Below are 26318 nucleotides of genomic sequence, written 5' to 3'. Positions count from 1 at the left end.
ATGTCGTCGATCTCCAGCTCGCTCAGGATCGACGCGGTCAGGATGCTCGCCTCGATGTCACCGCCGATGGCCACGACCGCCCGGTAGAAGTCGGAGACCCCGAGCTGGTCCAGCGCCTGGGGATCGGTGGAGTCGGCGGTGACGACGTGCGGAATCCGCCCGGCGAGACTCTGCACGACCTTGGGCCGGTGGTCGTCCGCCAGCACCTCCGTGCCCTGGCGGACGAGCTCAAGGGCGAGCGAGGTGCCGAACCTGCCCAGCCCGATCACCACCACCGGGTCGTCTCTCCTGTCAGCCAACGATGACCTGCTCCTCGGGGAGCTCGTAGCGGCGGGTACGTTCCTTCAGGGCGAGCGCGGAACCGAGGGTGAGAGGCCCGAGCCGGCCCGTGAACATCAGCAGCACGAGCAGCAGATGACCGGCGGGTGTGACGTCGGCCGTGATTCCGGTGGACAGACCGGCGGTGCCGAAGGCCGAGATGACCTCGAACAGCACCCGGTCCAGGCTGTGCGGGGTCAGCACGAGCAGCGTGTAGGTCGAGACGGCGATCAGGCAGAGGCCGAGCACGACGAGCGAGACCGCCTGCCGCTGCGCTGACTCGGGCAGACGGCGATGACCGATGTTCACCCGGCTCTCACCTCGCATCTCGGCCCAGACGACGAACGCCAGCAGTCCGAAGGTCGTGACCTTGATACCGCCCGCGGTCCCGGCGCTGCCGCCGCCGACGAGCATCAGCGAGTCGGTGACCAGCCAGCTGGAGGGATACATCTGCGCGATGTCCAGGCTGTTGAAGCCCGCTGTGCGCGGCATCACCGCGGCGAAGAACCCGGCCAGCACCTTGGCGGGACCGCTGAGCGGCCCCAGTGTCGCCGGGTTGGACCACTCGGTGACGGTGAGGGCCACGGTGCCCGCCGCCAGCAGAACCGCGGTGACCGTCAGGGTGATGCGGGTCAGCAGCGACCAGCGGTCGGGACGACGCCACGAGCGCAGCAGTTCGAACACCACCGGAAACCCGAGCCCGCCCACGATCACCGCCGCCGCGATCGTCAGGCACACCCACGGGTCCACCACGAACCGGGTGAGGTTGTCCGGCCACAGGGCGAACCCGGCGTTGTTGAACGCCGAGACCGCGTGGAAGATCCCGAGGTAGAGCGCGCGGCCGAACGACTCGCCGTATCCGGTCGCGAACCGCGCCGTGAGGACGATCGCGGCGAGCGACTCACAGGCGAGGCTGAACAGCACGACGTCGCGCACCACCCGCCGTACGTCCGCCATGTTGAGCGCCTTGGTCTCGGCCTGGGCGAACAGGCGGGCCCGCAGCCCGATCCGCCCGGTGACGAGAACGGTGAACAGGGTGGCCAGGGTCATGATGCCCAGGCCGCCCACCTGGATCAGCACGGCGATGACGACCTCGCCGAACACCGACCAGTGCGAGACAGTGTCGACGACCGTCAGGCCGGTGACGCACACGGCGGAGGTCGCGGTGAACAGCGCGGTGAGCCAGCCGGCGGACTCCCCGGAGGCGGTGGCGAACGGAAGCGCGAGCAGGGCGGTACCCACCAGCACCGCGCTCCCGAAACCGGTCACGACCACCTGAGCCGGATGCCGGAGACGATCCAGCACCGCCGGCACCCGCCCGCGCCCTCTCACGAGGCGGACTCCCCCCGTACCCGGTCACGTAGCCGCCGGGCGGCGCCGTACCAGGCGGGAACGTCGCGTTCCTCGTCGAACCAGCGCGCGACCACCACGTCGGTGGACGAATGCAGCAGGATCGACAGCACGATCGTCACCGCGACCAGCTGGAAGACCTCCTGTGCCGCGACGATCCCGGAGCCGAGCACGATCAGGCCGTAGACCACCGAGGCGAACCCCTTGGGTCCGAACCACGCCGCCGCGGCCTGTTCCCGCAGCGTCAGCCGTGCCCCCAGGAAGGAGATCCAGATGGCCACCGGCCTGGCCAGTACCAGCGCCAGGATCGCGAACAGCCAGCCGCGCCAGCCGACCGAGCCCAGTAGCGGCCAGCTGATCAGCGCGCCGAACACCAGCAGCGCCGCCAGCTTGAACACCTCCGCGATCAACTCACCGAAGTGCTCGAACGACTCACGCTGCCGCTCGCCGAAGGTGGCCACGGTGATGCCCGCGCAGAACGCGGCCAGGAACAGGTTGCCGTGCGTCGCCTTGCCCAGCGCCAGCACCAGCAGGCCGATGGCCAGGGCGTTGAGGGGCTCGTACGCGGTGGAGGCGGAGAACCACCGGGTCTGCTCCAGCCTGATGGCCAGCCACGGGACGACGACCCCGATCAGCACCCCGACGCCGAGCTCCAGCCCCAGCTCTCCCAGGTGCAGGTCCTTCGACCCGGCGGCGACCGCCAGGAACAACATCACGAACGGCAACGCCAGCCCGTCGTTGACGCCGGACTCGACGTTGAGCAGTTGCCGCAACCGGGGCGGCACCTTGTCGTTGCCGACCAGCGCGGCGGCGAAGACCGGGTCGGTGGGGGCCAGGATCGCGCCGATCAGCAGTGACTCGGTCCAGCCCAGGCCGATCAGGTAGTGCGCGCCCACGGCGGTGACCACCAGCGTCAGCGGCAGTCCCCAGCCCAGCGCCCGGCCCGGCAGCTTCCAGGCGCCGCTCAGGTCCTTCCAGCCGACCCGCATGCCGTCGGTGAACAGCACCGTGAACAGCGCCAGCTCGGCCAGCGTGCCGACGAGCTCGTCGCCGGGTCTCAGGGAGATCACCCCGAGCACGCCGTCGCCCAGCACGAACCCGCCGACCAGGAACAACGCCGCCGTCGACAGGATCGTCCGGCGGGCCAGGCTGGACAGCAGCACCGCCAGCAGCAGCAGACCCGCGAACGAGATCAGGAGTGTGTCCATCAGCGTTCCGCCGATCGGAGTCCGGCAAAACACCTGGTGTTCATCGGCTGCCGCATGGCCCGTGCCTCCGCCTGTGCCCAAAGGGATACGTCCTCGCCGACCAGACTTCCCGGCACACCGTGCCCAACCGTAACAGCAGCCATGAACCTCCAAGCCACGGGTACGGCGTCGCGACGGGTGGGCTCCCGGAGGCCGATCAGGTGAAGCGGCCTCACCAGGCCCAGGACGGGTCGCCGGTGGCGTCGCCGGACACCTCCCACAGCCGCTCGCGGGCGTCGGCGTCGTAGGCGAAGGCGGGGGCGTCGACCGGCCGCAGGTTCTCGTCCAGGTAGACGCCGCGCAGCGCCGCTCTGCCCCGCGCCGCGGGGTCGGCGTGCTCCTGCCAGGTGGTGGTGCGGGTGGCCAGGGTCGCGTAGGTCTCACCCAGCCGTTCCGCCGGGACCGCGAACCGGTTCTTGGGCGCGTACAGCGCGCGCAGGGCCCAGGGCAGGGCCGCGATGCGGTCGGCGTCGAGCCGTACGGCGGGCACTCGGACGCAGGCGACGTCCAGGACGCCGCGGGTGCGCAGGGCCAGCGTGTAACCGGTCATGATCTGGGCGAGCTTGGCGTGGTAGTACGCCTTGGTCGGGGTGTACCAGGCGGGATCGTCGAGGTGGGCGAAGCGGATGGCGATACGCGGCATGGTGACCAGTCCCTTGCTCGCGACGTTGATCACCCGGGGGCGGGGGGCGGCGGCCAGCAGCGGGCTCAGGAGCGCGGTGAGCAGGAAGGGCCCCAGATGATTGGTCGCCCAGAACAGCTCGTGGCCGGATGTGGTGAAGGCCGGTCGGCGCATCGTCTGGTCGAACACCGCGGCGTTGTTGATCAGGACGTCGAGACGGTCGTTCTCGCGGGAGATCCGGTCGGCCGCCGCGCCGATGGAGACCGGATCGGAGAGGTCGGCCACGACGAGGGTGGCGGGGTGGGCCGCGGAGGCGTTGATCGTCTCCAGGGCGGTCCGGCCGCGGTGCGGGTCGCGGCACAGGGCCAGGACACGGTGTCCCTGCGTGGCCAGTCGGCGTGCGGCTCGCAGGCCGATTCCGGCGTTGGCTCCCGTGACGGCGATCGTGAGTGGTTCAGGGTGAGGCATACAAAGTCCTCTTTGTTCGGAACGTTCCGAACAGCATAGAATGATCGCATGGGGACCGTCGAGGAGTTCGTGGAGAGTGCCGGGCTGTACTTCGAACGGCTGGGACTCAGCCGCACGTCCGGCCGCGTGATCGGGTGCCTGCTGGCCGACACCGGTGAGGGCCTCGACGCCCCGGGGCTGTGCGGGCGACTCGGCGTCGCCAAGAGCAGCATGAGCGTGGCCCTGCGTCAGCTGGAGCACGGCGGGCTCATCGAGCGCTACCGCCCTCCGCGAGCACGGCGGGACCACCACCGGCTGACCGAGGACGTCTTCGGGCGCGCGTTCCGAGCGAAGATGACCGAGTTCACCGCCTTCGCCGAACTGGCCGAGCAAGGGCTCGGCGCGGTGGGCGGCCATCCCGCGGCCCGTGCCCGGCTGGAACTCATGCGCGACATGTACGCGTTCATGGCACGGGAGTTCCCCAGGCTTCTCGACCGCTGGGAGGCGGAAAGAGCCGGTGTCGCCCGCCCGCCCGACGGTTCCGCCGCGGCCGACCCGCTGCGGTGATCCGCCGTCCCCAGCCGGGTGATCGGAGGCGCCCGAACGGTGGAAACCCCTGCTCTCGGGCAGGGGCTCGCTTGAGGGCGGGCGGCCAAGGGCCGAAAGCACAGGTGGCCGGGGCGCGCCCGTCAGGGATCAGGGGATGTACCTGAGGAAGTAATAGCCCGCCTGGCGGTATCGGTCGCCGGAGTCCCACCGGCAGCCTCCGAGCCCGGCGAAGTCGCCGTTCTCGGCGGCGTCCCTGTACCCGGCCCAGCAAGCTTCCGAGGTCTCGTAGCGGCTGGACCAGTACCAGTTCGGCGGCAGCGGAGCGAAGGCGGAGAAGGCGCGGCTCTCGGCTGAGGCTCCGGCCTGGTAGCCGACGGACGCGGACCCGGCGCCGACCAGAACGGCTGTGCCCAGTGCCGTCACGAGTAGCGCGGCAGGTAATCGGCGGATCTTCATGGCGGCTCCTCGGCCGGGTGGAAAGACACCTTCAGAGGACCACCGATCGATGAGGGTGGGGAGTTCACGGCTTTCCATATTCCGGACGCACGGTCCGGATAGCGGGACCGGTTTGTGCTGCGCCGAGGATCACGGGAGGTACACGTCGAAGTACCAGCCCGCCGGCCAGCCCTGGCCACCGTCGTAGTGGTAGCAGCCGCTCGCCGAGGTGTGGTCGCCACGGTCGGCGCCCTCCCGCCGGGTCGTCCAGCAGACGTCCTGGGAGGGGAAGGGGCCCTGGCGGTACCAGTCCGGTGGCAGGGACGCAGAGGAACGGGCTTCGGCGGTGGACGTTGTGGCGGTGTCGGCGGCAGCCGCCGACGCGGCACCGGGCAGAGCGCCGACTCCGAAGGCGAGCGCGAGCGCTGCCACGGCATGCAGCGTGTGGATTTTCACCAAAGGGCTCCTCTGTGAGGCGGGGTGATCATCTCAAGATGACCATCAAATGCCGGAGCCGAGGAGCTAACGCTTTCTCATATTTCGGTCACATGGTGCCGCTCTGCGACCCCGCCGTCTCAAGCGGGGCCGTGAGCTCTTCATCACACGTTCGATACAGAACACAGAACTCAGAACAGGGCCTGGTTCCTCACCGATCCGATGCCCGACTGCTCTGCCGGGGAGAGGATTTCGGCCCTACAGCCCCACTGCCTGCGGTAAGACAATCGCCAGGTGACATCGACCATAGGGGCCGAGGGCCTGAGCAGTGAGCAGGCCGAACGGCTCTTGGCCGCCAACGGCCCCAACCGGGTGGCGGCCGGACAGGGGCACCGAGGGCTGCGCCTGCTGGCGGCCCAGTTCACCAGCCCGATCGTGCTGATCCTGATCGCGGCGACGGTGCTGTCGATGGTGCTGGGCGACCTCGCCGACGGGCTCATCATCATGGTGATCGTCGCGGCCAGCGGCGCGCTGGGCTTTTGGCAGGAACGCTCAGCCGGCAACGCGGTCCAGGCGCTGCTGCATCAGATCCGTCTCCACACCGAGGTGATCAGGGACGGCAGGGAGCAGTCCGTCCCCACCGAGGAGATCGTGGCCGGGGACCTGGTAGTGCTGCGTGCCGGGGACATCGTGCCGGCCGACTGCACCGTACGTGATTCACACAGCCTGCTGGTGAACGAGGCGGCGCTGACCGGCGAGTCCTTCCCTGCGGACAAGACGGACGGGGCGACGCTGTACGCCGGAACCCATGTGGCCAGCGGCAGCGGCCTGGCACACGTCGAGCGCACCGGCCGGGACACCGAACTGGCCGCGGTCAGCGCGCGGCTGACGGACCGTCAGGTGGCCACCGGGTTCGAGCGCGGCATGACCGCGTTCGGCATGTTGCTGGTGCGGGCGATGACCGTGCTGGTCACCGCCATCTTCATCGTCAACCTGGTGCTTCACCGGCCGTTCGTGGAGTCGCTGCTGTTCTCGCTGGCCCTGGCGGTGGGGCTCACCCCGCAGTTGCTGCCCGCGATCGTCGCCGTCAGCCTCTCAGCGGGCGCCCGGCGCATGGCCGCCGAGAAGGTCATCGTCAAACGGCTGGACGCGATCGAGGACTTCGGCGCCATGAGTGTCTTGTGCACCGACAAGACCGGAACCCTCACCGTGGGTGTGGTCGGCCTGGACGCCGCTCTCGACCTCCAGGGGGCGCCCAGCGCGCGGGTATTGGCACTGGCCCGGCTCAACGCCGGACTGCAGCACGGATTCGTCAACCCGCTGGACCAGGCGATCATGGCAGGCGCGCCGCCGCTGGATGCGGGCGGGCGCCTGGACGAGGTGCCGTACGACTTCCAGCGCAAGCGCCTGTCGGTGCTGGCCGAGCACACCGGAGTGCCGACCCTGGTGACCAAGGGCGCGCTGGAATCGGTGCTCCAGGTGTGCGCCACCGCCCGCGTCGGTGATCGTGTCGTCGCGCTGGAGACGGTGCGCGGGCAGGTGGAACAGCGTTTCGCCGAACTCAGCGCCGCAGGCTTCCGGGTTCTGGGGGTGTGCACCGCCGAGCTGCCCGGGCGATCGGCGGTCACCGCCGACGACGAGCGCGACATGACTCTGGCCGGGCTGCTGGCCTTCCACGACCCGGTCAAGCCCGGCGCCGCCGAGGCCATCGGCGACCTGGCCGCGCTCGGCGTCTCCGTCCGGTTGATCACCGGCGACAACCGCCTGGCCGCCGGACAGATCGCCCGCCAGGTGGGGCTGGACGGCCCCGTGCTCACCGCAGCCGACATCGACCCTCTCACCGACCGGCAACTGGCCGAACGCGTGACGAACGTCCAGGTCTTCGCCGAGGTGGACCCCCGGCGCAAACAGCGCCTGGTGACCGCGCTGCGCGCCTCGGGCGCCACCGTCGCCTTCCTGGGTGACGGCATCAACGACGCCCCGGCGCTGCACACCGCCGACATCGGGATCTCGGTGGACACGGCGGTCGACGTGGCCAAGCAGTCAGCCGCCATCGTGCTGCTGGACAAGGACCTCAAGGTCATCGCCGACGGAATACGGCTGGGCAGACGCACCCTGGTCAACACCCTCAAATACATCCGGGTGACCGTCAGCGCCAACTTCGGCAACATGCTCAGCATGGCCGCGGCGGCTGTCTTCCTGCCCTTCCTCCCGCTGCTGCCCCGTCAGATCCTGCTGCTGAACTTCCTGTCCGACATCCCGGGCACCACCATCGCCACCGACACGGTCGATCCGGAACAGCTCCGGCGGCCTCACTCCTGGGACGTCGCCCGGATCCGCACCTTCATGATCATATTCGGCCTGCTGAGCTCCGTTTTCGACATCGCCACGTTCCTGATCCTGCGAGCGGGTCTGAACGCCGGCACCGACCTGTTCCGCACCGGCTGGTTCGTGGAGTCCACCGCCACCGAACTGGCCGTCATGCTCGTGCTGCGCACCGCCCGCCCGTTCTTCCGCAGCCGCCCCTCCCCCGCGCTGTTGTCGACCAGTCTCCTGGTGGCGGCCCTCACCGTGGCCCTGCCCTACACTCCGGCCGCCGCGGTGCTGGGCCTGGTGCCGCTCCCCTGGAGCGTGCTGGCCGTACTGGCCGCGCTCACCGCCGTGTACGTCACCGCCAACGAGATGACCAAGCGCCTGTTCCACCGCGTCATGACGGTGTGACCGGACGCCCGCAGCACGAGCGGCCGTCGGGTTGGGATCTCCCCGCCCCGGCAGTTCCTGCTGCTGGTGTATCCGGCCTGCCGGGTCAGGCACGCTGGCGGCCTTTCCGGTGCCGGGCGGCTGCGGCTCCGCCAACGGGCATCGGAACGGACCATCGCTCGTCGAGGCCGCCGTCGAGGATGTGCTCGCGCGCACCTCAGGAACGCCGGTCTCGGTCAGACCGGACAGCCGGTGCCCACGACGTTCCCGACGACCAGCGCGGTGGTCTGCGGGACCCCCGTCCAGGCTCCTTGTTCGCGGGCACGGGCCCGATGTCCACTGCGGCCAGGACCTTCGCCTCTGCCTCCGAACCGCCTCGGGCAACAGTCTGGAGGCAGTCATCCAGGAGGACCGAAACCATGAAAATGCGCGCCGCCGTCGTCACCGCCTTCGGTAAGTCTCTGGAGATCCAGGAGATCCCCGTCCCCGAACCCGGCCCCCACCAGGTTCTGGTCCGCATCGAGGCCAGCGGCCTGTGCCACACCGACATCCACGCCGCCCACGGTGACTGGCCGGTCAAGCCGGCGCTGCCCTTCACTCCCGGGCACGAGGGCGTCGGCGTCATCGAGGAGATCGGCTCCGCGGTGACCGGCCGCGCCGTCGGCGAGCGCGTCGCCATCCCGTGGCTGGGTTACGCCTGCGGCACCTGCGAGTACTGCGTCAGCGGCCGTGAGACCCTGTGCGAGTCCCAGAAGAACACCGGCTACGCCTTCGACGGCGGCCACGCCGAGTACGCCGTCGCCCACGCCGACTACGTCGTCCCGGTCCCCGACGGCCTCTCCCCCGCCGAGGCCGCCCCGCTGACCTGCGCGGGCGTCACGACCTACAAGGCCGTCAAGGTATCCGGCCTACGCCCGGCCGAGCGCGCCGCGATCTTCGGCATCGGCGGCCTGGGCCATCTCGCCCAGCAGTACGCGCAGATCTTCGGCGCCGAGACCATCGCCGTCGACATCACCGCCGACAAGCTTCGGCTCGCCGAGGAACTGGGAGCCGCCCACACCGTCAACGCCGCCACCGGTGACCCGGTCGCCGAGATCAAGGCCCTCGGCGGGGCCGACGTGGCGATCGTGCTCGCCGCCAGCCCACGCGTACTGGAGCAGGCCCATGCCTGCCTGCGACGTGGCGGCCGCCTGGTGCTGGTCTCCCTGCCCAAGGACAACGCGATGAAGCTGCCGATCTTCGAGACCGTCCTGGGGGGCATCAGTGTGATCGGCTCCATCGTCGGTACCCGCGGTGACCTGGCCGAGGTCTTCCGGCTGCACGCCGCCGGGCGAACCAGGGTGATCTACGAGACCCGCAAGCTGGAGGAGATCAACTCCTCCTTCACCGAGGTCCTCGACAGCACCGTCCCGGCCCGGCTGGTCTTCGAGCTGTGACCTCCCCTCTCCTGCGGCGCGGCCGGCGCCCGCCACATCGTCTGCCTGCTCTGGATCATCCGGTTGGGCGAGCGTCGCGGACCGTTGACAGCCGGTCTCCATGGTGGTCCCTTCCGGCGACGGACTCTGATCTCGTCGTCCGGATCGGCGACCGGGCGCCGCAGAGACCAAGGACCCGCCGGGGTGACGCGACATCCCGGCGACGCAGGACTTCCGGCCCTGCCCGCGTGACCGGAAGCGCAGTGAGATGGACAAGGAACCCCCACTCCCCAAGGAGGACACGATGCGCGTGAAGGTCAGCGAGATCATGACCCGCGAGGTGACGTCCGTCGACGGCGCCACCCCGTTCAAGGACGTCGCCGAGGTGCTCATCGCCCACGGTGTCAGCGCGGTCCCGGTCGTCGACGCCGGAAACCACGTCATCGGTGTCGTCTCCGAGGCGGACCTACTGCATAAGGAGGAGTTCAAGGAGCAGTACTACCGCGAGGGCTACCAGCCACCGCTGCGCGCCCGGCTGCGCCACCGGCTCGCCCAGGAGCAGGACCGGGGCAGGGCCAAGGCGCACGGTGACACCGCCGCCGAACTGATGACCTCCCCCGCCGTCACCGTCCGCCCCCAGTCCGCGATCGTGTACGCGATACGCCTGATGGACGAGCACGGCGTCAAACGTCTGCCGGTCGTCGACGAGAACGGGGTCCTGCAGGGCATCGTCAGCCGCCAGGACCTGCTCAAGGTCTTCCTCCGCTCGGACGCGGCGATCACCGAGGAGATCCGGAGAGACATTCTGGACCGCTCTGTGTGGACCGACACCTCCCAGGTGAAGGTCTTGGTGCACCGGGGCGTGGTGACTCTGACCGGCCGGATGGAACAGCGCAGTGAGGCACAACTCACCGCGCACATGGCGCTGCGGGTCAACGGTGTGGTCGATGTCGTCGACGAGATCCGATGGGACGAGGACGGCTCCCCCGCGTGAACGGACCGGTAGCGGTCCCGGTCGGCGGGACCATCGGCGGCGGCCGCGGGACCTTGGTCTCCGTCGCCAAGGCGCCGTAGCGGACATGCTGGTGCCAGGCAGGCAACCCCGGAAGACAAGGAGATCATGAGATGACCGTCACGAAGGAAGAAGTACGGGTCCGCGGAGCGGAGCTCGCCGAGAAGATCAAGGAGTTCATCCACGAGGGCAACGTCTGCCGGATCATCGTGAAGAACGCTCACGGGCACACCGTGCTGGAGATACCGGTCACCGTCGGGGTGGTGGCGTTCATCGCCGCTCCCGCGGTGACCGCGGTGGGCGCGCTGGCCGCACTGGCCGCGGAGTGGTCCATCGACGTCGAACGCGACGAGCCAGGCGACGAAATCGCCTAGCGCGCCGCTGCTCGGCCACGCGCACCCCCTGCTGAGGGAGCGCATCAGCTCGGCGCCGCGCCGTACGGTGGTGGTGCTCGGCTCGGGTTCGGCGTCGTCGATGACCTGCGGGGCCACGCGCTTCGGATGGCGTATCCGCCGTTAGCCCAGCGGCACACTCCACAGCAGCCGGGTTCCGCCCTCGGGGAGAGATTCGGCGGTGAAGGAGCCTCCGAGTTGCGCGGCCCGCTCCTCAAGGTTGCGCAGGCCGCTGCGGCGGCCGCCGGAGGGCAGCCCGGCCCCGTTGTCGGTCACCGCCAGGGTGATGTGACCGTCGGCGACCTGCGCCGACACCTCGGCCCTGGTCGCTTCGGCGTGCCTGACCAGGTTGGAAAGCGCCTCCCGCAGGACCGCCAGCAGATGCTCGGCCACCGGTTCGGGCACCTCACTGTCCAGGTGGCCCTCCATCCGCAGGGCGGGCATGAAGCCGAGGCGATCACGCGCCCCTTCCACCAGGGTGACGACGCGCGCACGCAAACTGGGAACGTCGGCCTGGCGTGGCGTCTGCAACGCGAAGATAGTGGAGCGGATCTGCCGGATGGTCTCGTCCAGCTCGTCGATCGCGCCCTGCAGGCGGCCGGACGCCTCGGGCCGCTCCACCAGCCGCACCGTACTCATCAAGGTCATCGCGACCGCGAACAACCGCTGAATGATCACATCGTGCAGATCCTTGGCGATTCGGTCCCGATCCTCCAGCAGGCCCAGGCGTTCGGCGTCCTGCCGAGCCTCGGCCAACTCCAGGGCGATCGCCGCCTGCCCCGCGAAGGCGTGCAGCAGGCGCAGCTCCGCCTGGCCGAACGGCATCCGGCCCACACGCCTGACCAATGACAGCACGCCTCGTACCGCCGCGCCCGCACCGAGTGGCACGGCACCGGCAGATCCGATCGGCACAACCCCCTCGAAGATCGTCGCGACGTCCGTCCCCGCCGGATCGCTGATGGCGAAGGGGTCGCCGTTCACGAAGGCTCGGCCTGCCAGCGAACCGGCGACGGGAACCCGGGAACGGGCGAGGCGTCCGGCGTCCCCTCCGTCCACGACCACCAGATCGAGGTTCTCCTTCGCCTCGTCGGGCAGGAGAATCGCCACGATGTCGGCGTCGATCATCTGTCTGGCCCGTTGCGCCACCAGGGTGAGGACCTCCTGTGGGTCGGCGCCGGACAGCAGGCTCGTGGTGACCTCGGAGGAAGCCGCCAGCCAGGTCTCCCTGCGGCGGGTCTGCTCGTACAGGCGTGCGTTCTCGATCGCCACGCCTGCGGCCGTGGCGAGCGCGATGACGATCGCCTCGTCCTCCTCGTCGAACTCGGCACCACCGCGTTTCTCGGTGAGGTAGAGGTTGCCGAACACCTCATCGCGGACCCGGATCGGAACCCCGAGGAAGGACCCCATCGGAGGATGGCCGGGCGGGAACCCGTAGGACTCCGGATGGTCGGAGATGCGGGCCATCCGCAACGACTGCGGTTCCTTGATGAGCAGGCCGAGCAGGCCCAGGCCGTGCGGCCAATGCTCGATCTGGGCGATCTCCTCCTCGCTCAGCCCGACCGGGACGAACTGCACCAGGGTGTTCTCCATTCCGACTACACCCAGGGCTCCGTAGCTGGCGTCCACCAGGGTGGTCGCGGTCTCCACGATCCGACGCAGCACGGTCTCCAGGTCCAAGTCGCTGCCGACCGAGACGACGGCGTCCAGCAGCGCGTGCACGCGGTCACGCGTGGCCAGCACCGCCTCCAGCCGCACCTGAAGCTCCGACAACAGTTCGTCCAGCCGCATGTGCGGGAACACCGAACGAGACTCACCGATCGACATGTTCCGAAGTCTGGCATCAAAACATGACAGCGCCCACCCTCAAGAGGGCGGGCGCCGGGGATGCGGGTTGGGGCTGCGAGCAGGCATCTACCTGAGCACCGGGTAGGCGCGGACCAGCGGGGTGCGGCTCCACCAGGCGCCGACGCCCCAGGTGTCGCCCGCGCCCGCCAAAGCCAGCCCGATCAGGATGATCGAGTAGATCAGGTGGTCGTCCATGAACGGGTTGGTGGTCAGGGGCAGTTCGGCGGCCCACATCATCAGCAGCATCAGGGTGCCGGCGGCGGCGGCGATGCGGATGCCGGCACCCAGGAGCAGGGCGGTGCCGACGCCGAGCAGGCCGAGCATGAACAGCCAGTCGACCCAGGCCTGTCCGGCCAGGGCGGAGAACAGGCCGCCCAGGGCGTTCTCGCCGGTGCCCTTGAGGAAGCCGGTGGTGGGGCTGCCACCGGCGACCCAGGCCTTGGCGGCCGGGGTGGCGAAGCCCCAGCCGAAGGTCTTGTCCAGGAACGCCCACAGGAAGACCCACCCCAGCGCGATACGGGCGGCGGCCCAGGCGTAGCGGGCCCGGTGCGTGCCGTCCGAGGACGAGGCGGCGCTGTGCGGAGCGAGAGGGGAAACGCGGCGTCCTGCGGTGATGGCCATGACCGTTCCTTTCAGGGGGGTTTGTCGCTTCCCATCACATCGGCTGCGACGTCCGGTGTGCAGTGCCGTACGGCTTGAACCGCAGGGACCTTCGGCCTCACCTCACCCCACCAGCGAACCGGCCGGTGGCCGTGTCCGGGCCGTTCCGGGCCGCGTCCGGAACCGGTGGTGGCCTCTGCCGAAAGTCCTTCCGGAGAGGACTTCGGCCCCTACTTCCCCGCGCCGCCCGGGGATGGGATTCAGGTGAAGGCACCCACGGAAGGTGAAGAAGATGAACACGCTGGTGCGCGGGGGTTCCACGGGACTCTTCCCTGAGATCTTCGGCCGGCCGGGCTCACCGTTGGCGGAGCCGTGGCCCACGGCAGGACAGTCGATCCGGCTTGAGGACTACGTCGAGGACGACCGCTACGTACTGCGCGCCGAGCTGCCGGGCATCGATCCGGGCAAGGACCTGAAGATCACTCTCACCGGCGGTGTGCTCACCGTCCGCGCCGAACGCCGCCGCAAGGGCCGGGACGGCCACCGCACCGAGTTCCGCTACGGCACGTTCTCCCGTTCCATCGCGCTGCCCCCCGCAGCCGACGCCAAGGACGTCAAGGCGACGTACGCCAAGGGGATCCTCACCGTCAGCGTGAGGCTCACCCGTGTCGAGCGACCCGGTATGCGAACCCCCGTCGAGAACCCCACCCCCAGGAGGAAGCGATGCGCGTGAACGTCGGCGACGTGATGACCCGCACGGTGGTGTCGGTCAGCGGTGACACCTCGTGCAAGGACGTCGCCGAGGCGCTCGTCGCCCACGGCGTCAGCGCGGTTCCCGTACTGGACGCCGACGGCCACGTCATCGGCGTCGTCTCCGAGGCCGACCTGCTGCTGAAGCAGGAGCTCAAGGACCGCTACCACCACGAGGAACGCAGGCCGGCGTCGCGAACCCGGCCATCTCATCCGGTCGGTCTCGGGGAGAACGGTGAAAGGACACACGAGAACACCGCCGCCGATGTGATGACCTCTCCCGCCGTCACGGTCGAACCACAGCAGGCCACCGCCTACGCCATGAGGCTGATGGACGCCAACGGGATCAAACGTCTGCCGGTCGTCGATCGGCGGGGCAGGCTCGTCGGCATCGTCAGCCGTCGTGACCTGCTAAAGATCCTCATCCGGCCGGACGCCGACATCGCCCGGGAGATCCAGGAAGACGTCCTGGGCCGCTACCCACGCCAGGACGCCTCCACGATCTCGCTGTCGGTGGATCGAGGGATCGTGAGGCTGACCGGACGGGTGAAACGACGCAGCGACGCGCGGATCACGGCACACATGGCGACCATGACGAACGGTGTACTCGACGTGATCGACGAGCTGAAGTGGGACGAGGACGACGCCCCGGCTCCGCAGGATCGATGACCCCACCTCCCGTGGCGGCAAGGACGCTGGTCGAGGTCGGCCTTGCCGCCTACGGTCACACACTGGACCCACGCGTACGGAAGACCTTCACCAGATGCTGGAGCCTGCCCTGCGATTGCCCGCCGTCTGGCCGAGCTCGGTCGCCCCACCGGGTGCGCTTCGTCCTCGTACCCGGCCTCACCGAGGATCCGGCCGCCGTCGAGGAACCGGTGCGCTTCGTCGCCAAGCTGGGCAACGTCGAGCGCCTTTCGGTGAGGGACGTGGTGCCGGATTCACCCGTCAAAGGTCGCCGCGTCTCTTCCCGTCGAGCGTCCGGGCGAGATCACAGAGCAGCGGGGTGAGCAGCGCCGCCGTCAGGGCCATCGCCCATCCGGCGGAGGGCGGCGGCACCAGCGCCAGTGCCGCACCGAGCGGCGGGACGAGGGTGACCAGCGTCTGGAGCAGGCCGGTGGAGACAACCGCGATCAGCAGCGCGCGCCCGTGCCACCAGCCGCGTTCGAAGGTCCACCGGTGGGCCCGTACGACGTAGGCGAGGGTGAGCCGGGCGAAGACCAGGGTCAGGACCGCCTGGGTGCGGACCTGTTCGTCGCTCCAGCCCATCCGGCGCGCGGCCTCGACCCCGGCGATCACGAGCAGGCCCACGACCAGCGATCGCACCGCGACGCGGCCGAGCACGGCCCTCGACAGCAGACCACCACGAGGAGGCCGCAAGGCCAGTGGATCGCCCGACGGCTTGTCGACGCCGAGAGCGATGGCGGGGATGCCGTCGAGCACCAGGTTGATCCAGAGCAGGTGCACGGGAAGCAGCGGGATGATCAGATCCGGCCAGAGAACCAGACCGGTGAGGACCAAGAGGATCTCGGCCAGGTTACCGGTCAGCAGGTAGCCGATCATGGAGGAGACGTTGTGGCGCAGACGCCGTCCCTCGCGCACTCCGGTGACGACGGTGCCGAGTTCACCGTTGGTGACGACCACAGCGGCGGCCTCCCGGGCGACGTCGGTGCCCTCGTCGCCGGCCATCGCCACCCCCACGTCCGCGTGGCGCAGGGCGGGGGCGTCGTTGACTCCGTCACCCGTCATGGTGACGACCTCACCGCCCTCACGCAGCACACGGACCAGTTCCAGCTTGGTGGCCGGATCCACCCGGGCCAGCACGCCCGCCCGGCGCAGCCGTGCGGCCCTGCCGGTGCCGTCGCCGTCGAGGCAGGCGCCGGTGACCACAGGATCGGGGACGATGCCGACCTCCTCGGCCACGGTGCGGGCGGTGTCGCCATGGTCTCCGGTCACCATCACCACCCGGATTCCGGCCGCCCGGCAGTCGGCCACCGCCTGACGGGCCGAGGGCCTGACCTCATCACGCAGCCCCACCAGGCCCAGCGGACGTAACCCATCCACGTCAAGATCCATGGTGTCCGCCTCGGCGAAGGCCAGCACACGCAGTCCCCGGCGGGCGAGGGTCTCCACCTCACCGGCCAGGTGCCTGACCCGTTCATCGTCGGTGCAGCGAGCCAGCACGACCTCCGGTGCGCCCTTCACGGTCAGCAACGGGCCGGTGGTCACCACGGCCATGGACCGGGTATCCGCGTCGAACGGCCGGGTGGCCAGACGGACGTCCCCGTTGGCGAGCCGTGCCCCGTTTTCCCTGGCGGCCGCCTGAAGCGCGATGTCGACGGCGTCGCCGAGCCCGTCGCGGGCGTCGTTGCAACGCAACGCGGCCCGCCACAGGTCCGCGCCGGGGACCGTCACCTGGTCGACGACCGCGAGCCTGCCCGTGGTGAGCGTTCCGGTCTTGTCGGAGGCGATGACGGTGGTGGCTCCCAGAGCTTCGATCGCCGAGAGCCTGCGGACGATCACCCCCAGTTTCGCCATCCGCTGGGAGCCGAGGGCCAGGGCGGTGGTGACCGCGGCGGCCAGGCTCTCGGGAACCGCGGCGATGGCCAGCGCGACCCCGGCCAGCACGATGTCCGGCAGCGCCGCCTCTCCCCTGCCGACCCTGGTCAGGCCCATCACCACCATGGCCGCGCCTGCGGCCAGGGCCAGCAGGCCCATCCTCCGGGAGGCCTGCGCCAGATCGATCTCCAGCGGCCCCTTGGGGCTCCGTCCCCGCAACGCGTCGGCGATGCGGCCGGTCTCGGTCGCGGCGCCGGTCCGTTCCACCACCGCCGTCCCCGAACCGCGTACGACGAGGGTGCCGGAGAACAACTCACCGTCGCGGTCACCGAGCGGGACACCGGAACCGGTCGCGCCGCCGGCCCGTTTGGCCGCCGACTGCGACTCCCCCGTCAGTACGGCCTCGTCGACGGCCAGGGAGGTGGCCTCGATCAGGCAGGCGTCGGCGGCCACCCGGTCACCGGCCGCGACCTCGATCACATCGCCGGGCACGATCTCGGTGGCGGGGACGCGCCGGGTGACGCCGCCGCGCCGTACCTTGGCCAGCGGCGTGGTAAGCGAGCGCAGGGCGCGGACCGCCCGGTCGGCCTTGGTCTCCTGGCTGACCCCGATGACCACGTTGACCAGCAGGATCGCCAGGATCGCCACCCCTTCGGGGATCTCGGCCAGGACGAGCAGCGTCACCAACCCGGCGATCAGCAGCAGGATCGACGGCGGGTCGGCCAGCTGGCGTCCCGCGCGGGCGAGGAGCGTGGGGGGATCGGGTTGGGGCAGTTCGTTGGGTCCGTGCTTGTTCAGCGACTGGGCGACCTCGGCCTCGTCGAGTCCAGGCGTGACGCCTGCGTCGGTGTGCATGCGTCCAGCAGATCATCATGGCTTCGTCCGGAGCGTGAGGCGAAGGACACCGACGATCGGGACCTTCGGCCCCTGAGCACCGTGCGTTGCCGGACGGGCCCGGTTTCCCTGCTGGTGCTCTCCCAGGCGTCGCCGGAACCCTGTGCGGACCGCCCCACGAACGCGGTCCACGCTCCCGGTTCAGGACCGGTCCTTCTCGGCCCGCTCAGGCGGCCTGTCAACCCGGTCGGCTGTTCCACGACGCTCCGGCGTGATCGGAGCGAGATCGGTGATCCGGTACCGGAAGAACTCCCCTTCGGCCCAGCGGCCGGTGCCGAAGAACCATCCCACTCTTCCCGCACTGGGGACGGTGACACCGCCGAAGGTGGCCCAGGCCGTGATCTCGCCTCCGAAGGGGTGCCATCCCCAGGATCCGGTGTTGTCCGGGTCTCCCCACCGGTCGAAGACGAACGACCGGATCCGGCCGTCGGCGGTGAGTTCGTAGCAGGTCCGGACCGTCTCACCGTCGACGGAGTGGCTGACGCCGATGTGCGTGTCGTCGTCGGCCCACCATGTCGCCCCGAAACGGGGCAGCAGCGCCGTCGGCACCCAGCACGCCTCCGCTCCCGCCCGCTGCGCGGCCGAACGGGACACATCGCCTCCCTCGGCGTGGACCAGGGGAACCAGACCGGCCACCTTCCAGTCCATGCCGCCGTGTCCTGCGGCGTAGTGGTCCGAGCCGGTGATGAGGGCGGCGACGCGCGCCGTCCACACGAAACCCCGGTGCGGGGCGAGTACCTGACGGGCCCGGAACGGCAGCCACCTTCCGATCTTGATGCTGCCCCGCATGCGCAGGCGGACGGCCATCGCCAGAGGCGTGCCCGGCGCGATGGCACCCACGAGGTGCCTGCGTACCGGCGCGGGTAGTTCCGCGACCTCGGCCGCGGTGAAAGCCGCAGGGGCGGGCAGCCGTGTCAGGAGTGCCGCTTCGAGGTGTGACCGCTGTGTTCTGTTCATGCCGTCTCCCCGTCACGCCTCACAAGCAGGAAGGCCAACAGTGTTCCCGTAAGGACGACCACGTCCACGACGACGCCCGCGCCGGTCTGGGAGAGATCGGCCAGCAGGATCGGCAGCGACAGGGCCGTGGCCGCGAGCACGGTAGGCGCCCAGGCAGGACGCCCCACCGCCAGCAGTACGGCGGCGCAGCAGAACAGCGCGGCCGCGCCGAGCCACACCACCCCCACCAGCCGGCCTCCGGCCGTTCCGGGATCCGGCACCATCCGCCCGTAGGTAAGCTCGCCCACCTCGGTGATCCTCCACAGCAGCAGGAACCCGGCGATGTGGATGACACCGTGGACGAACAGGACGGCTCCTCCTCCGATACGCAGCCACGTGCGCACGCCGCGCCGCGTCGTCGGCAGCCCACGCGACCGCGGCCTGCGAGGAGATGAGTCGTCCGCACCTGCCACTAAATGTGCTGGCATGTCCTCCTCCTTGGTTCTCGCTTCCATCTGATCGTGCGGTGGCGTTTCGCGCAGCGGCCGAAGGGCCTGACCGTCTGGGACTTCCGGCTCCCGCCGTTCCCCCTTCCGCCGGTGGGATAGAGGAGACGGCAAGCGGACCGCAGGAGCGGAAACCACTCCCCTCTCACCGGGAGGATCTCGATGGTCGAACACGTGACGACCCCGGGCGACCTGGGTCGCCGGATGAGCAGAAGGCGTGAGGACCTGGGCCTGACCCGTGAGCGGTTGGCCGGCCAGGCGGAATCGACCCGCTCTACCTGGCATACCTGTCACCTGGGCGGTCAAGCTCCGGCCAGTCGAGGCGTGGCCGAGGGCGGGGCAAGCAGCCTAAACTCCCGTTGTCGGCGCGGTGCTCCGCCCGCCATCGCTCCATTGACGGTGAGGTGTCCGAGGCAGAGCTCGCCAAGGAGTACCGGTGAGCCGCTCGACGCTCCATCGCATTGTTCGCGCTGCGCCTGAGCGGGGAAGCAGGCGCGTTGCCTGCCCAGGACGCTGCGTCGCTTTGTTTCCGTCATCTGTTCGCTGATCTGGAGAAGTACTTGTGACCATGGAAAACCCCGGAGGGGTCACCGCGAAGCTGGCGGTCCTGATCGATGCGGACAACGCCACGCCCACGGTGATCGAGGAGCTGCTGGCTGAGGTCGCCAGGTACGGGACCGCCCACGTCAAGCGTGCCTACGGCGATTGGACGGATCCGCGTCTCAAGGGCTGGAAGGATCGGCTGCTCGCCCAGTCGATCCAGCCCATGCAGCAGTTCGCCTACACCACCGGCAAGAACGCCACCGACGCCGCGATGGTCATCGATGCGATGGACCTGCTGTACACGGGCCGCTTCGACGGGTTCTGCATCGTTTCCTCCGACAGTGACTTCACCCGTCTGGCCGCCCGTATCCGCGAGTCCGGGCTGACCGTGTACGGGTTCGGGGAACGCAAGACGTCCAAGCCGTTCGTCGCGGCCTGCGACAAGTTCATCTACATCGAGAACCTGCGCCCCGGTGCCCGGGCCAGGCCCGTCTCGTCGGCCCCGCCGAGGGGCCTGTCCGATGATGCCGACCTGATCAACCTGCTGCGCCGTGCCGCGGAGGCCGCCTCCGACGACGAGGGCTGGGCGAACCTTGCGAGTGTCGGCCACATCGTCACCAAGCAACGCCCTGACTTCGACCCCCGCAACTACGGCTATCCCAAGTTCAGCGACCTGTTCGCCGCCACGGACGCGTTCCAGGTGGAGCGTCGCATGCCCGGCGGTGGGAAGACCGCGGTTGTCTACGCTCGCGACAAGGCCCGGACCGATGCCCTGTAGACGGCGCAACGGACGCCGCTGAATGGTCGCGGTCACACCATCACACCCACTCGGAAACGCCCCTACTCGGCGTCAGGCCTCACCGCTTACGCCCTCAGCGGCGGCGCCTTCCCACAAGAGATCAACTCAGCGGGTTGATCGTCTGCAGTCGATGGGCGTCCTGCCTTTCGTGCGTCGCGGTCTACGCGGTTTCCAATGGCTTGCCATGGTGAAGCGTCTCGGCGTACGAGAACACGTAGCCGTTGCCCACCTCGACCGGCGCCAGGGCGGCGAGGTCGGAGGAGGCGACGTCGGGGAAGCTCAGTGTGGCCCGGCCCGTCCACAGCTCGGAGAACTCCACACCGCTCACCTCCGACACGACGAGCTGTGACAGCGGCTCCTCCGACGGGAGCCACGCGGGGAAGAACCTGGTGTGCACCAGTGGGACGGTGTGCAGGAGCGGCGGCTCCGCGGCCGTCGACTCCACCGTCACGCTCGCCTCGGCGACCCGCCTGCCGCCGGAGGACAGCGTGGCGTCGAACCGCCCGCCGGGCGCGCGCCTTGGTCCTGCGCGCCCCACTCGTACCGGCCGGATCTGGTGGACCTCGCCGAACTGCTTCGGCATGCCCTGGATCCACCCGCGTACGAGCGGCACCGCCTTGTCGACCCACGCGTACGGGCAGCGTGCCAGCCTGCGGCCCCGGTAGGCGCAGGCTATGAGAATCAGGAACTCGGTGAAGCCGCATCGGCCAGGGTCGGCCAGTTCCGCGCCGTCGTCCGAGCACCACTGCCACTCGGCGAACACCGCGGCCGCCGCGCCTGGATCCGGGCCCAGCGTCAATTCCGGCGGGAGGAAGCCCGCCGCCGCGTCCGGGTCCACACGGTAGTCGACCATGATCACGTCTCCGGAGAAGTGCCATGGGGGCTTTGTGATCATGGAGGAACGGCCGGAGGGCGACAGCGGGAGCGTGTATCCGTGCGGCTCTCCTGTCCGCGGGGCGGGCGGGGCGGGGGGCGAGGTGGTCATCGTCCTGGTCCTCTCTTGCCGGGGATGGCGTTCCAGACACCGGCCAGGCGCTCGACGGCGCGGGCCAGCCGGCCGGGGTCGTTGAAGCTGTAGGCGAGTCGTACGGCGGACACGGGGTTGCCGCCGTCGTGGCCGAGATCGCCGGGGCTCCGGTCGCCGTTGTGGCCGTCCGGGCGCCGTGCTGGGCGTCGCCCGGGGCCGAAGCGGGAGCCTGCGGCCACGTACACGTCCGCCTGTTCCGCGGCGGTCATCAAGGCGTGTTCGGGGTGGTGCGAGCGCAGCCACACGAAGAAGCCTCCTGCCGGGCGGTCCAGCAGGAAGGCGTCGTTCAGATGGGCGGTGAGCGCGTCCACCAGGGTGTCGCGGCGCTCGCGGAGCCGGTCACGCAGCCAGGTGAGATGGCGGTCGTAGTGCCCTTCTTCCATGAGGGTCGCGACGGCGAGCGAGGCGGTGTGGTTCGGGCAACCGCCGCTCCTGAACACGCCGTGCCCGGCGAGCCGGTCCACGAGCTCGGGAGCGGCGACCAGCCAGCCGAGGCGGAGGCCGGGGGCGAGGCTCTTGGAGAAGGTGAGCAGCCGGATCACCCCCCGGTGCCGGGCGAGGCTCGCCATCGAGGGCGGCGTGTCCTGGACATCGGAATCGGGCCCCGGCTCCATGTCCAGGGCCTGGTTCAGGAGGAGGTCGGCGTAGGCGTCGTCCTCGACGATCAGGGTTTGGTGGTTCCGGGCCACATCCAGGAGCGCGTGGCGGCGTTCCAGGGGGACGACCAGGCCGGTCGGGTTGTGGAAGGTGGGGTTGAGGTAGACGAAGGCGACGCGCCCGCGGGTCTCCGCGAGGGCGGCGGCCAGGGCGTACGGGCTCATCCCGTACTCGTCCCCGGCGACCTCGTATGCGCGCAGCCCGCAGTCGGCGAGGATGAGCCGCCCCAGGTCGTAGCAGGACTCGTCCACCAGGACGACGTCGCCGGGGGCGGCCAGGGTGGTGGCGATCAGGTGGAGCGCGTGCGAGGTTCCGGCCGTGACCAGGACGTTCGCGGGATCGCACGGCACGCCGTCCCGCTCACGTACGCGGGCGGCGAGCCGGGTGCGCAGCGGGAGAGCTCCGCGGTCGTCGCCGTAGGCCAGCGCCGCGGAGCCGTAGGCCGCCAGGGAGCCGGCGTACGACGCGGCGAGCAGGTCGGCCGGAAGCAGGCCGGGGTCGAGATAACCGGGGCCGAGGTCGATCACATGGGGCGGGGCGACCGACTGGACGACCCCTTCCCACCACTGCCGTGTGTGGGAGAGCGGGCCGGCGACCTGTACGTACGGCGTCATGTGGCGGCGAGTACGTGGCGCAGCGCGCGTGTGGCCTCGCTGAGCGGGCCTGCGGAGCGGGCGAGGGCGATCCTCAGCATGCTGTCGCCCTCGGCGGGGTTGGCCCAGTGGAACTTCTGGCAGGGCAGGACGTACACGTTCTGGTCGCTCAGCGCGGACCACACGTCCAGAGCGGAGCGGTCGCCGACGTGCACGCGTTCGACGCTGGCCCGGCTGTCGAGGTCGGGGAAGCCGACGCCGGGCAGGTGGGAGAGCTCCTGCCGTACGTGGGCGCGGTTGCCCGCGATGAAGCGGTGCAGGTCGGCGAGGCCGCCGTCGGCGGCGTCCTCGGCGAAGCGCTGCACCAGGGCCAGGACCAGCGGCGACGCGCCGAGCAGGATGTCGGAGTAGATCTTCGGGATGGGCAGGCCCAGCTCGGCGGAGAACACCAGCCAGCCGATCTTCAGTTCGAGCGTGGGCCACAGTTTGCCGGTGTCCTCGATGACGACCCAGCGGCACCCGCTGTCCTCCAGCACCCGGTAGTGGTCGTAGTGGCCGCGCGGGTCGAAGCCGCGGAAGGACGTGTCGAGCGCCAGCACCACGTTATGCCGGGCGCACTGCGCGGCGAGCGCGCGTAGCCGTTCCTCTGTCAGCACGCGTCCTGTCGGGTTGTTGGGGGTGGTGACGAAGACGCAACGTACGGAGTTCAGCAGGTCGTGATCCAGGTCGCCCTCGTGCAGGCGGTCCTCCTCCAGCGGGACGAGCCGCAGTCCCACGCCGCGAAGGATGTCGGGGATGTTGTCGAAGGTCGGGTGGATCAGCGCGACGGGGCCGCCCTCCCTGACCATTGCCCTGGCGAAGATCTCCATGGCCACGGAGGAGGAATAACAGGCCAGCACGCGGCCGTCGCCGCCCGGGTGACTGTGCTGGCCGAGCAGGCCCAGGTATGCGCGGCAGGCGTCCAGCTCCACCTCCTCCGGAGGACTGGCCGCGGTCTTGGCGAAGAGGTTCGGCAGGTCGTCGATGATACGGGCCTGGCCGGGGGTGAGCGCCTGCCTCGCATGGCCGTCGGCCATGTTCAGCCGACTGTTCAACGCCATGAATTCGAATTCGGTGAGATTTCTGGTGGCGGTGTCGGGGAGGGACGCCGTCGCCTGGATTTCCTGCATGACTTTCACCTCACAGTGGGTGTGCCGACAACTTTCACGAGACGCGGAATATGCGGACGACTTTGTTTGCTCCGATGCCGCGCCCGACGGTCTGCGTTTTTCGTTCAGGAGTCAATTACGTTGCCGTTTCTCTTGGGCGGTGAGAGTCTGCCGCCAGCGGATACTCCTTCGGACGGCACGGAAGGACGATGGCGATGGACACCGCGACAGCCGCTGTGGCGGCGAAAAACGAGGCCGCTTCGCCGAGATCGGCGAAGGTCTGGACCGGGATCGTTTCCGGCGCCGTCGCCGTGCTTTTGCTGGCGTACGCCGGAGGGCCCGGCTATTACGTCGACGAACTCTATTTCCGGGTGGCGGGAGAGCATCTCGCCTGGGGTTACGCCGACCAGCCGCTGCTCGTCCCGCTGCTCTCCTGGGCGCAGATCGCGCTGTTCGGTGACTCGCTGACCGCGATCCGCGTCGTGCCCGCCGTACTGGGCGGTGTGGCGGTGTTCGTCGCGGGGCTGACCGCCGGGGAACTCGGGGCGGGACGCCGGGGGCAGGTGCTGGCCGCCTGCGCGGCGGCCGCGTCGCTGGCCACACTCGCGGCCGGGCACGTCCTGCATCCCACCGCCGTCGACCACCTGGTGTGGGTCACGGCCTGCTGGCTGGTGATCAGGATCGTCCGTACCGGCGACCAGCGGCTCTGGCTCGCGGCGGGTGCCGTGGCCGGGGTCGGGCTGCTGGCCAAGTACCTGGTGGTACTGCTCGCCGTCGGGCTGGCGGCCGGGCTGCTGATCGCCGGGCCGAGGCGGATCCTGCTGAGCCGCTGGGCGGCGGGCGGTGCCGCGCTCGCGCTGCTCATCGGGGCTCCAGGGCTGGTGTGGCAGGCGGTGAACGGCTGGCCGCAGCTCACCATGGCCGGCGTGCTCACCTCCGGCGACAGCGGCGTGGTCGACTTCCTGGTGGGGCAGGTGCTGATGATCGGGCCGTTCCTGGCGCCGGTCTGGGTCGCCGGGCTGGTGGCGCTGCTGCGGCGGGCGGAGTGGCGGTCGTACCGGCTGGTCGCGGTGGCCTACCTGGTCATGGTGCCGGTGCTGATACTGCTCGGGGCCGAACCCCGCTACACCGAGGGTCTGCTGTCGGTGCTGCTGACCGCCGGGTGCGTGCGCGCGGCGACGCCCGCCCGCCGCCTGTGGCTGGGCGTCGCCGCGGTGGTCAACGGGGTGCTCGCCGCGCTGATGGTGCTGCCGGTCCTTCCCGTCTCCACGTACGCGGCCAACCCCGTGCTCGCCGCGCTCGGTGAGGAGCAGTTCGGCCAGACCGGCTGGCCGAGCCTGGCCGCGCAGGTCGCCGCCGTCCACCGGGCGCTGCCCGAATCCGAGCGGCGGCGTGCCGTCGTGTACGCGCAGAACTACGGCGAGGCCGGGGCACTCGACCGGTACGGTCCGGCGTACGGGCTGCCGCCGGTCTACAGCGGCCACAACGCCTACGCCGGCTTCGGCCGTCCGGCGGACGCCAAGGACGTCGTCATCGCGGTGGGCGTGGACCGGGCGGCGTTCTCGGCGCTGTTCGAGCGGTGCGAGGCGCGCGGGCGGCTGACGTTCGACGTCCCGCACTTCGAGGAGGGCAGGGAACTGCTGCTGTGCGTCGGGCCCCGCAGGCCGTGGTCCTCGATGTGGGACGGGCTGCGGTGGACGGGGACGTTCTGACCGGGTCATGACGGCTCGGCCCTTCGCCGGGACGAACAGGACGAGCGGGACGAGCAGGCACGCGGGCCGTGCGGCGCCGCGAGGATGGCCACGCCACCGGGGAAGCCGGGCATCAGCGCGCGGGACCGGTGGGTGCCGGCCGCGAGCGGCGCCGTCGAGAACGCTTGCGCCAAGGGGAGATCGGTCATCGCGGGCCTCCGTCATGCGGGACGAGCTCCGGGTTCGTACGGGATATCCCGGCGGACCGCCGGCCGAGCGCGCAGGACGGGCCGGTCAGGGCCGTGATCATCAAGAAGGACTCGACGGCGGGTGGACGACGTGGCCGACGGCCGGGACATGCCTCGTTTCGACGAGGGTGACGCCGTCGCGGTCGCCGGAGGCCACCGCGAGATATGACGCGGTCATCCGGCCCGACGTGCCGCCCCCGGCGATGACGACTTTTCTGACCATTCTGCTGCCCTTGTCCGTGCGTAAGATAAGTGAGCGCCGAGAAAACAGGAAACAGCGATTGGCGAGGCGCCCTTTTCAAGGGTGCATGATGCGCCGCGGGGATTCCAGCTCATTGACGCGGTAGCTAAATAGGGCGGTCAGACGGGTCTTCACGCCTGCGGGCACAGACGGTGAGCTGCCGTACGCCGGCCATGTCGCGCGGCTCATGGCGGCTGTATCGGCTCAGTTGGATGGTGATTCGATTCTGAACCCAACCGCAATTGACTCTTCAACGGACGCTGAGTTAGCTTGGGCATGACAGGGGGCTTCGCTACCCGGCGACCTCGGCAACGGCCGGGAGCTGTCCAAACAAACGCGCGTCCCGCGGTCGTTGTGCG

The 26318-nt window shown here is 70.0% G+C and carries 24 protein-coding genes; 9 read left to right on the top strand and 15 right to left on the bottom strand.

Features of this window, described 5'->3' with window-relative positions:
- The 4 genes from ABZ463_RS36145 to ABZ463_RS36130 all read right to left on the bottom strand — a co-directional run.
- A partial coding sequence (locus tag ABZ463_RS36145; protein ID WP_362783538.1) for an NAD-binding protein occupies positions 1-299 on the bottom strand: 299 nt, incomplete at its 3' end.
- The gene (locus tag ABZ463_RS36140) at positions 292-1632 is read right to left on the bottom strand and encodes a potassium transporter TrkG (protein ID WP_362783544.1); all 1341 of its coding nucleotides are present in this window, start codon (positions 1630-1632) and stop codon (positions 292-294) included. The genes ABZ463_RS36145 and ABZ463_RS36140, both read right to left, overlap by 8 nt.
- A gap of 14 nt (positions 1633-1646) precedes the next feature.
- Positions 1647-2876 (bottom strand): cation:proton antiporter, encoded by a 1230-nt coding sequence (locus ABZ463_RS36135; protein WP_352016276.1) that lies wholly within the window; start codon positions 2874-2876, stop codon positions 1647-1649.
- A 211-nt stretch (positions 2877-3087) separates the two neighbouring features.
- A complete protein-coding gene (locus ABZ463_RS36130) occupies positions 3088-4005 on the bottom strand; it encodes an SDR family NAD(P)-dependent oxidoreductase (protein ID WP_362783534.1) in 918 nt (305 codons plus the stop codon).
- Between the two features lie 48 nt (positions 4006-4053).
- Here ABZ463_RS36130 and ABZ463_RS36125 point away from each other — a divergent pair, with 48 nt between their 5' ends.
- A complete protein-coding gene (locus ABZ463_RS36125; protein WP_352016278.1) occupies positions 4054-4551 on the top strand; it encodes a MarR family transcriptional regulator in 498 nt (165 codons plus the stop codon).
- A gap of 129 nt (positions 4552-4680) precedes the next feature.
- Here ABZ463_RS36125 and ABZ463_RS36120 read toward each other — a convergent pair whose 3' ends face one another.
- Together ABZ463_RS36120 and ABZ463_RS36115 are read right to left on the bottom strand one after the other, a co-directional pair.
- On the bottom strand, positions 4681-4989 hold the full coding sequence (locus tag ABZ463_RS36120) for a hypothetical protein (RefSeq protein ID WP_362783530.1): 309 nt from the start codon (positions 4987-4989) through the stop codon (positions 4681-4683).
- Between the two features lie 129 nt (positions 4990-5118).
- Positions 5119-5424: a hypothetical protein gene (locus ABZ463_RS36115; RefSeq protein WP_362783528.1), complete on the bottom strand. Its 306-nt coding sequence runs from the start codon at positions 5422-5424 to the stop codon at positions 5119-5121.
- Between the two features lie 273 nt (positions 5425-5697).
- Here ABZ463_RS36115 and mgtA point away from each other — a divergent pair, with 273 nt between their 5' ends.
- The 4 genes from mgtA to ABZ463_RS36095 all read left to right on the top strand — a co-directional run bounded on the left by mgtA (position 5698) and on the right by ABZ463_RS36095 (position 10904).
- Complete coding sequence (gene mgtA, locus ABZ463_RS36110; protein ID WP_362783525.1) at positions 5698-8124, top strand: magnesium-translocating P-type ATPase; 2427 nt, start codon at positions 5698-5700, stop codon at positions 8122-8124.
- A 398-nt stretch (positions 8125-8522) separates the two neighbouring features.
- The gene (locus ABZ463_RS36105) at positions 8523-9539 is read left to right on the top strand and encodes a zinc-dependent alcohol dehydrogenase (RefSeq protein WP_362783522.1); all 1017 of its coding nucleotides are present in this window, start codon (positions 8523-8525) and stop codon (positions 9537-9539) included.
- Positions 9540-9822: 283 nt separating this feature from the next.
- The gene (locus ABZ463_RS36100) at positions 9823-10512 is read left to right on the top strand and encodes a CBS domain-containing protein (RefSeq protein ID WP_352016284.1); all 690 of its coding nucleotides are present in this window, start codon (positions 9823-9825) and stop codon (positions 10510-10512) included.
- Between the two features lie 131 nt (positions 10513-10643).
- Positions 10644-10904 (top strand): DUF4342 domain-containing protein, encoded by a 261-nt coding sequence (locus tag ABZ463_RS36095; protein ID WP_352016285.1) that lies wholly within the window; start codon positions 10644-10646, stop codon positions 10902-10904.
- A gap of 141 nt (positions 10905-11045) precedes the next feature.
- Here the strand turns inward: ABZ463_RS36095 and ABZ463_RS36090 are convergent, their stop codons facing one another.
- Together ABZ463_RS36090 and ABZ463_RS36085 are read right to left on the bottom strand one after the other, a co-directional pair.
- Positions 11046-12746, bottom strand: coding sequence for a GAF domain-containing protein (locus ABZ463_RS36090; protein ID WP_362783519.1), 1701 nt, complete (start codon positions 12744-12746; stop codon positions 11046-11048).
- Positions 12747-12833: 87 nt separating this feature from the next.
- A complete protein-coding gene (locus ABZ463_RS36085) occupies positions 12834-13388 on the bottom strand; it encodes a hypothetical protein (RefSeq protein ID WP_352016287.1) in 555 nt (184 codons plus the stop codon).
- A gap of 271 nt (positions 13389-13659) precedes the next feature.
- Here ABZ463_RS36085 and ABZ463_RS36080 point away from each other — a divergent pair, with 271 nt between their 5' ends.
- Together ABZ463_RS36080 and ABZ463_RS36075 are read left to right on the top strand one after the other, a co-directional pair.
- A complete protein-coding gene (locus ABZ463_RS36080; RefSeq protein WP_362783516.1) occupies positions 13660-14100 on the top strand; it encodes an Hsp20/alpha crystallin family protein in 441 nt (146 codons plus the stop codon).
- The gene (locus ABZ463_RS36075) at positions 14091-14786 is read left to right on the top strand and encodes a CBS domain-containing protein (protein ID WP_362783513.1); all 696 of its coding nucleotides are present in this window, start codon (positions 14091-14093) and stop codon (positions 14784-14786) included. The genes ABZ463_RS36080 and ABZ463_RS36075 overlap by 10 nt, the downstream gene beginning before the upstream one ends.
- A gap of 279 nt (positions 14787-15065) precedes the next feature.
- Here ABZ463_RS36075 and ABZ463_RS36070 read toward each other — a convergent pair whose 3' ends face one another.
- The 3 genes from ABZ463_RS36070 to ABZ463_RS36060 form a co-directional block, all read right to left on the bottom strand.
- The gene (locus ABZ463_RS36070; protein WP_352016290.1) at positions 15066-17531 is read right to left on the bottom strand and encodes a cation-transporting P-type ATPase; all 2466 of its coding nucleotides are present in this window, start codon (positions 17529-17531) and stop codon (positions 15066-15068) included.
- A 180-nt stretch (positions 17532-17711) separates the two neighbouring features.
- The gene (locus ABZ463_RS36065) at positions 17712-18527 is read right to left on the bottom strand and encodes a DUF6544 family protein (protein ID WP_362783511.1); all 816 of its coding nucleotides are present in this window, start codon (positions 18525-18527) and stop codon (positions 17712-17714) included.
- Entirely contained in the window at positions 18524-18994 is a 471-nt protein-coding gene (locus ABZ463_RS36060) for a hypothetical protein (protein WP_362783508.1), read from the bottom strand. Before ABZ463_RS36060 ends, ABZ463_RS36065 begins: the two co-directional genes overlap by 4 nt.
- Before the next feature lie 586 nt (positions 18995-19580).
- On the opposite strand from ABZ463_RS36060, the gene ABZ463_RS36055 reads away from it, so the two are divergent.
- Positions 19581-20333, top strand: coding sequence for an NYN domain-containing protein (locus tag ABZ463_RS36055; protein ID WP_362783505.1), 753 nt, complete (start codon positions 19581-19583; stop codon positions 20331-20333).
- Between the two features lie 181 nt (positions 20334-20514).
- On the opposite strand, the gene mppR is transcribed toward ABZ463_RS36055, so the two are convergent.
- From mppR to mppP, 3 genes are read right to left on the bottom strand one after another with little or no spacing between them, the layout of a single operon-like run.
- A complete protein-coding gene (gene mppR, locus ABZ463_RS36050; protein ID WP_362783502.1) occupies positions 20515-21339 on the bottom strand; it encodes an enduracididine biosynthesis enzyme MppR in 825 nt (274 codons plus the stop codon).
- Positions 21336-22652 carry an aminotransferase class I/II-fold pyridoxal phosphate-dependent enzyme gene (locus tag ABZ463_RS36045; protein ID WP_362783500.1) on the bottom strand — a complete coding sequence of 439 codons (1317 nt, stop codon included), beginning with the start codon at positions 22650-22652 and terminating at the stop codon, positions 21336-21338. Before ABZ463_RS36045 ends, mppR begins: the two co-directional genes overlap by 4 nt.
- Positions 22649-23800 carry an enduracididine biosynthesis enzyme MppP gene (gene mppP / locus ABZ463_RS36040; protein ID WP_362783497.1) on the bottom strand — a complete coding sequence of 384 codons (1152 nt, stop codon included), beginning with the start codon at positions 23798-23800 and terminating at the stop codon, positions 22649-22651. Before mppP ends, ABZ463_RS36045 begins: the two co-directional genes overlap by 4 nt.
- 194 nt (positions 23801-23994) lie before the next feature.
- Here mppP and ABZ463_RS36035 point away from each other — a divergent pair, with 194 nt between their 5' ends.
- A complete protein-coding gene (locus tag ABZ463_RS36035) occupies positions 23995-25491 on the top strand; it encodes a glycosyltransferase family 39 protein (protein ID WP_362783495.1) in 1497 nt (498 codons plus the stop codon).
- Between the two features lie 288 nt (positions 25492-25779).
- Here the strand turns inward: ABZ463_RS36035 and ABZ463_RS36030 are convergent, their stop codons facing one another.
- Positions 25780-25941: a tryptophan 7-halogenase gene (locus ABZ463_RS36030; RefSeq protein WP_362783492.1), complete on the bottom strand. Its 162-nt coding sequence runs from the start codon at positions 25939-25941 to the stop codon at positions 25780-25782.
- Between the last annotated feature and the right edge of the window lie 377 nt (positions 25942-26318).

The sequence above is a fragment of the Streptosporangium sp. NPDC020145 genome, assembly GCF_040631275.1.
Classification (GTDB): domain Bacteria; phylum Actinomycetota; class Actinomycetes; order Streptosporangiales; family Streptosporangiaceae; genus Streptosporangium.
This window is presented reverse-complemented; position numbering and strand designations above follow the sequence as displayed.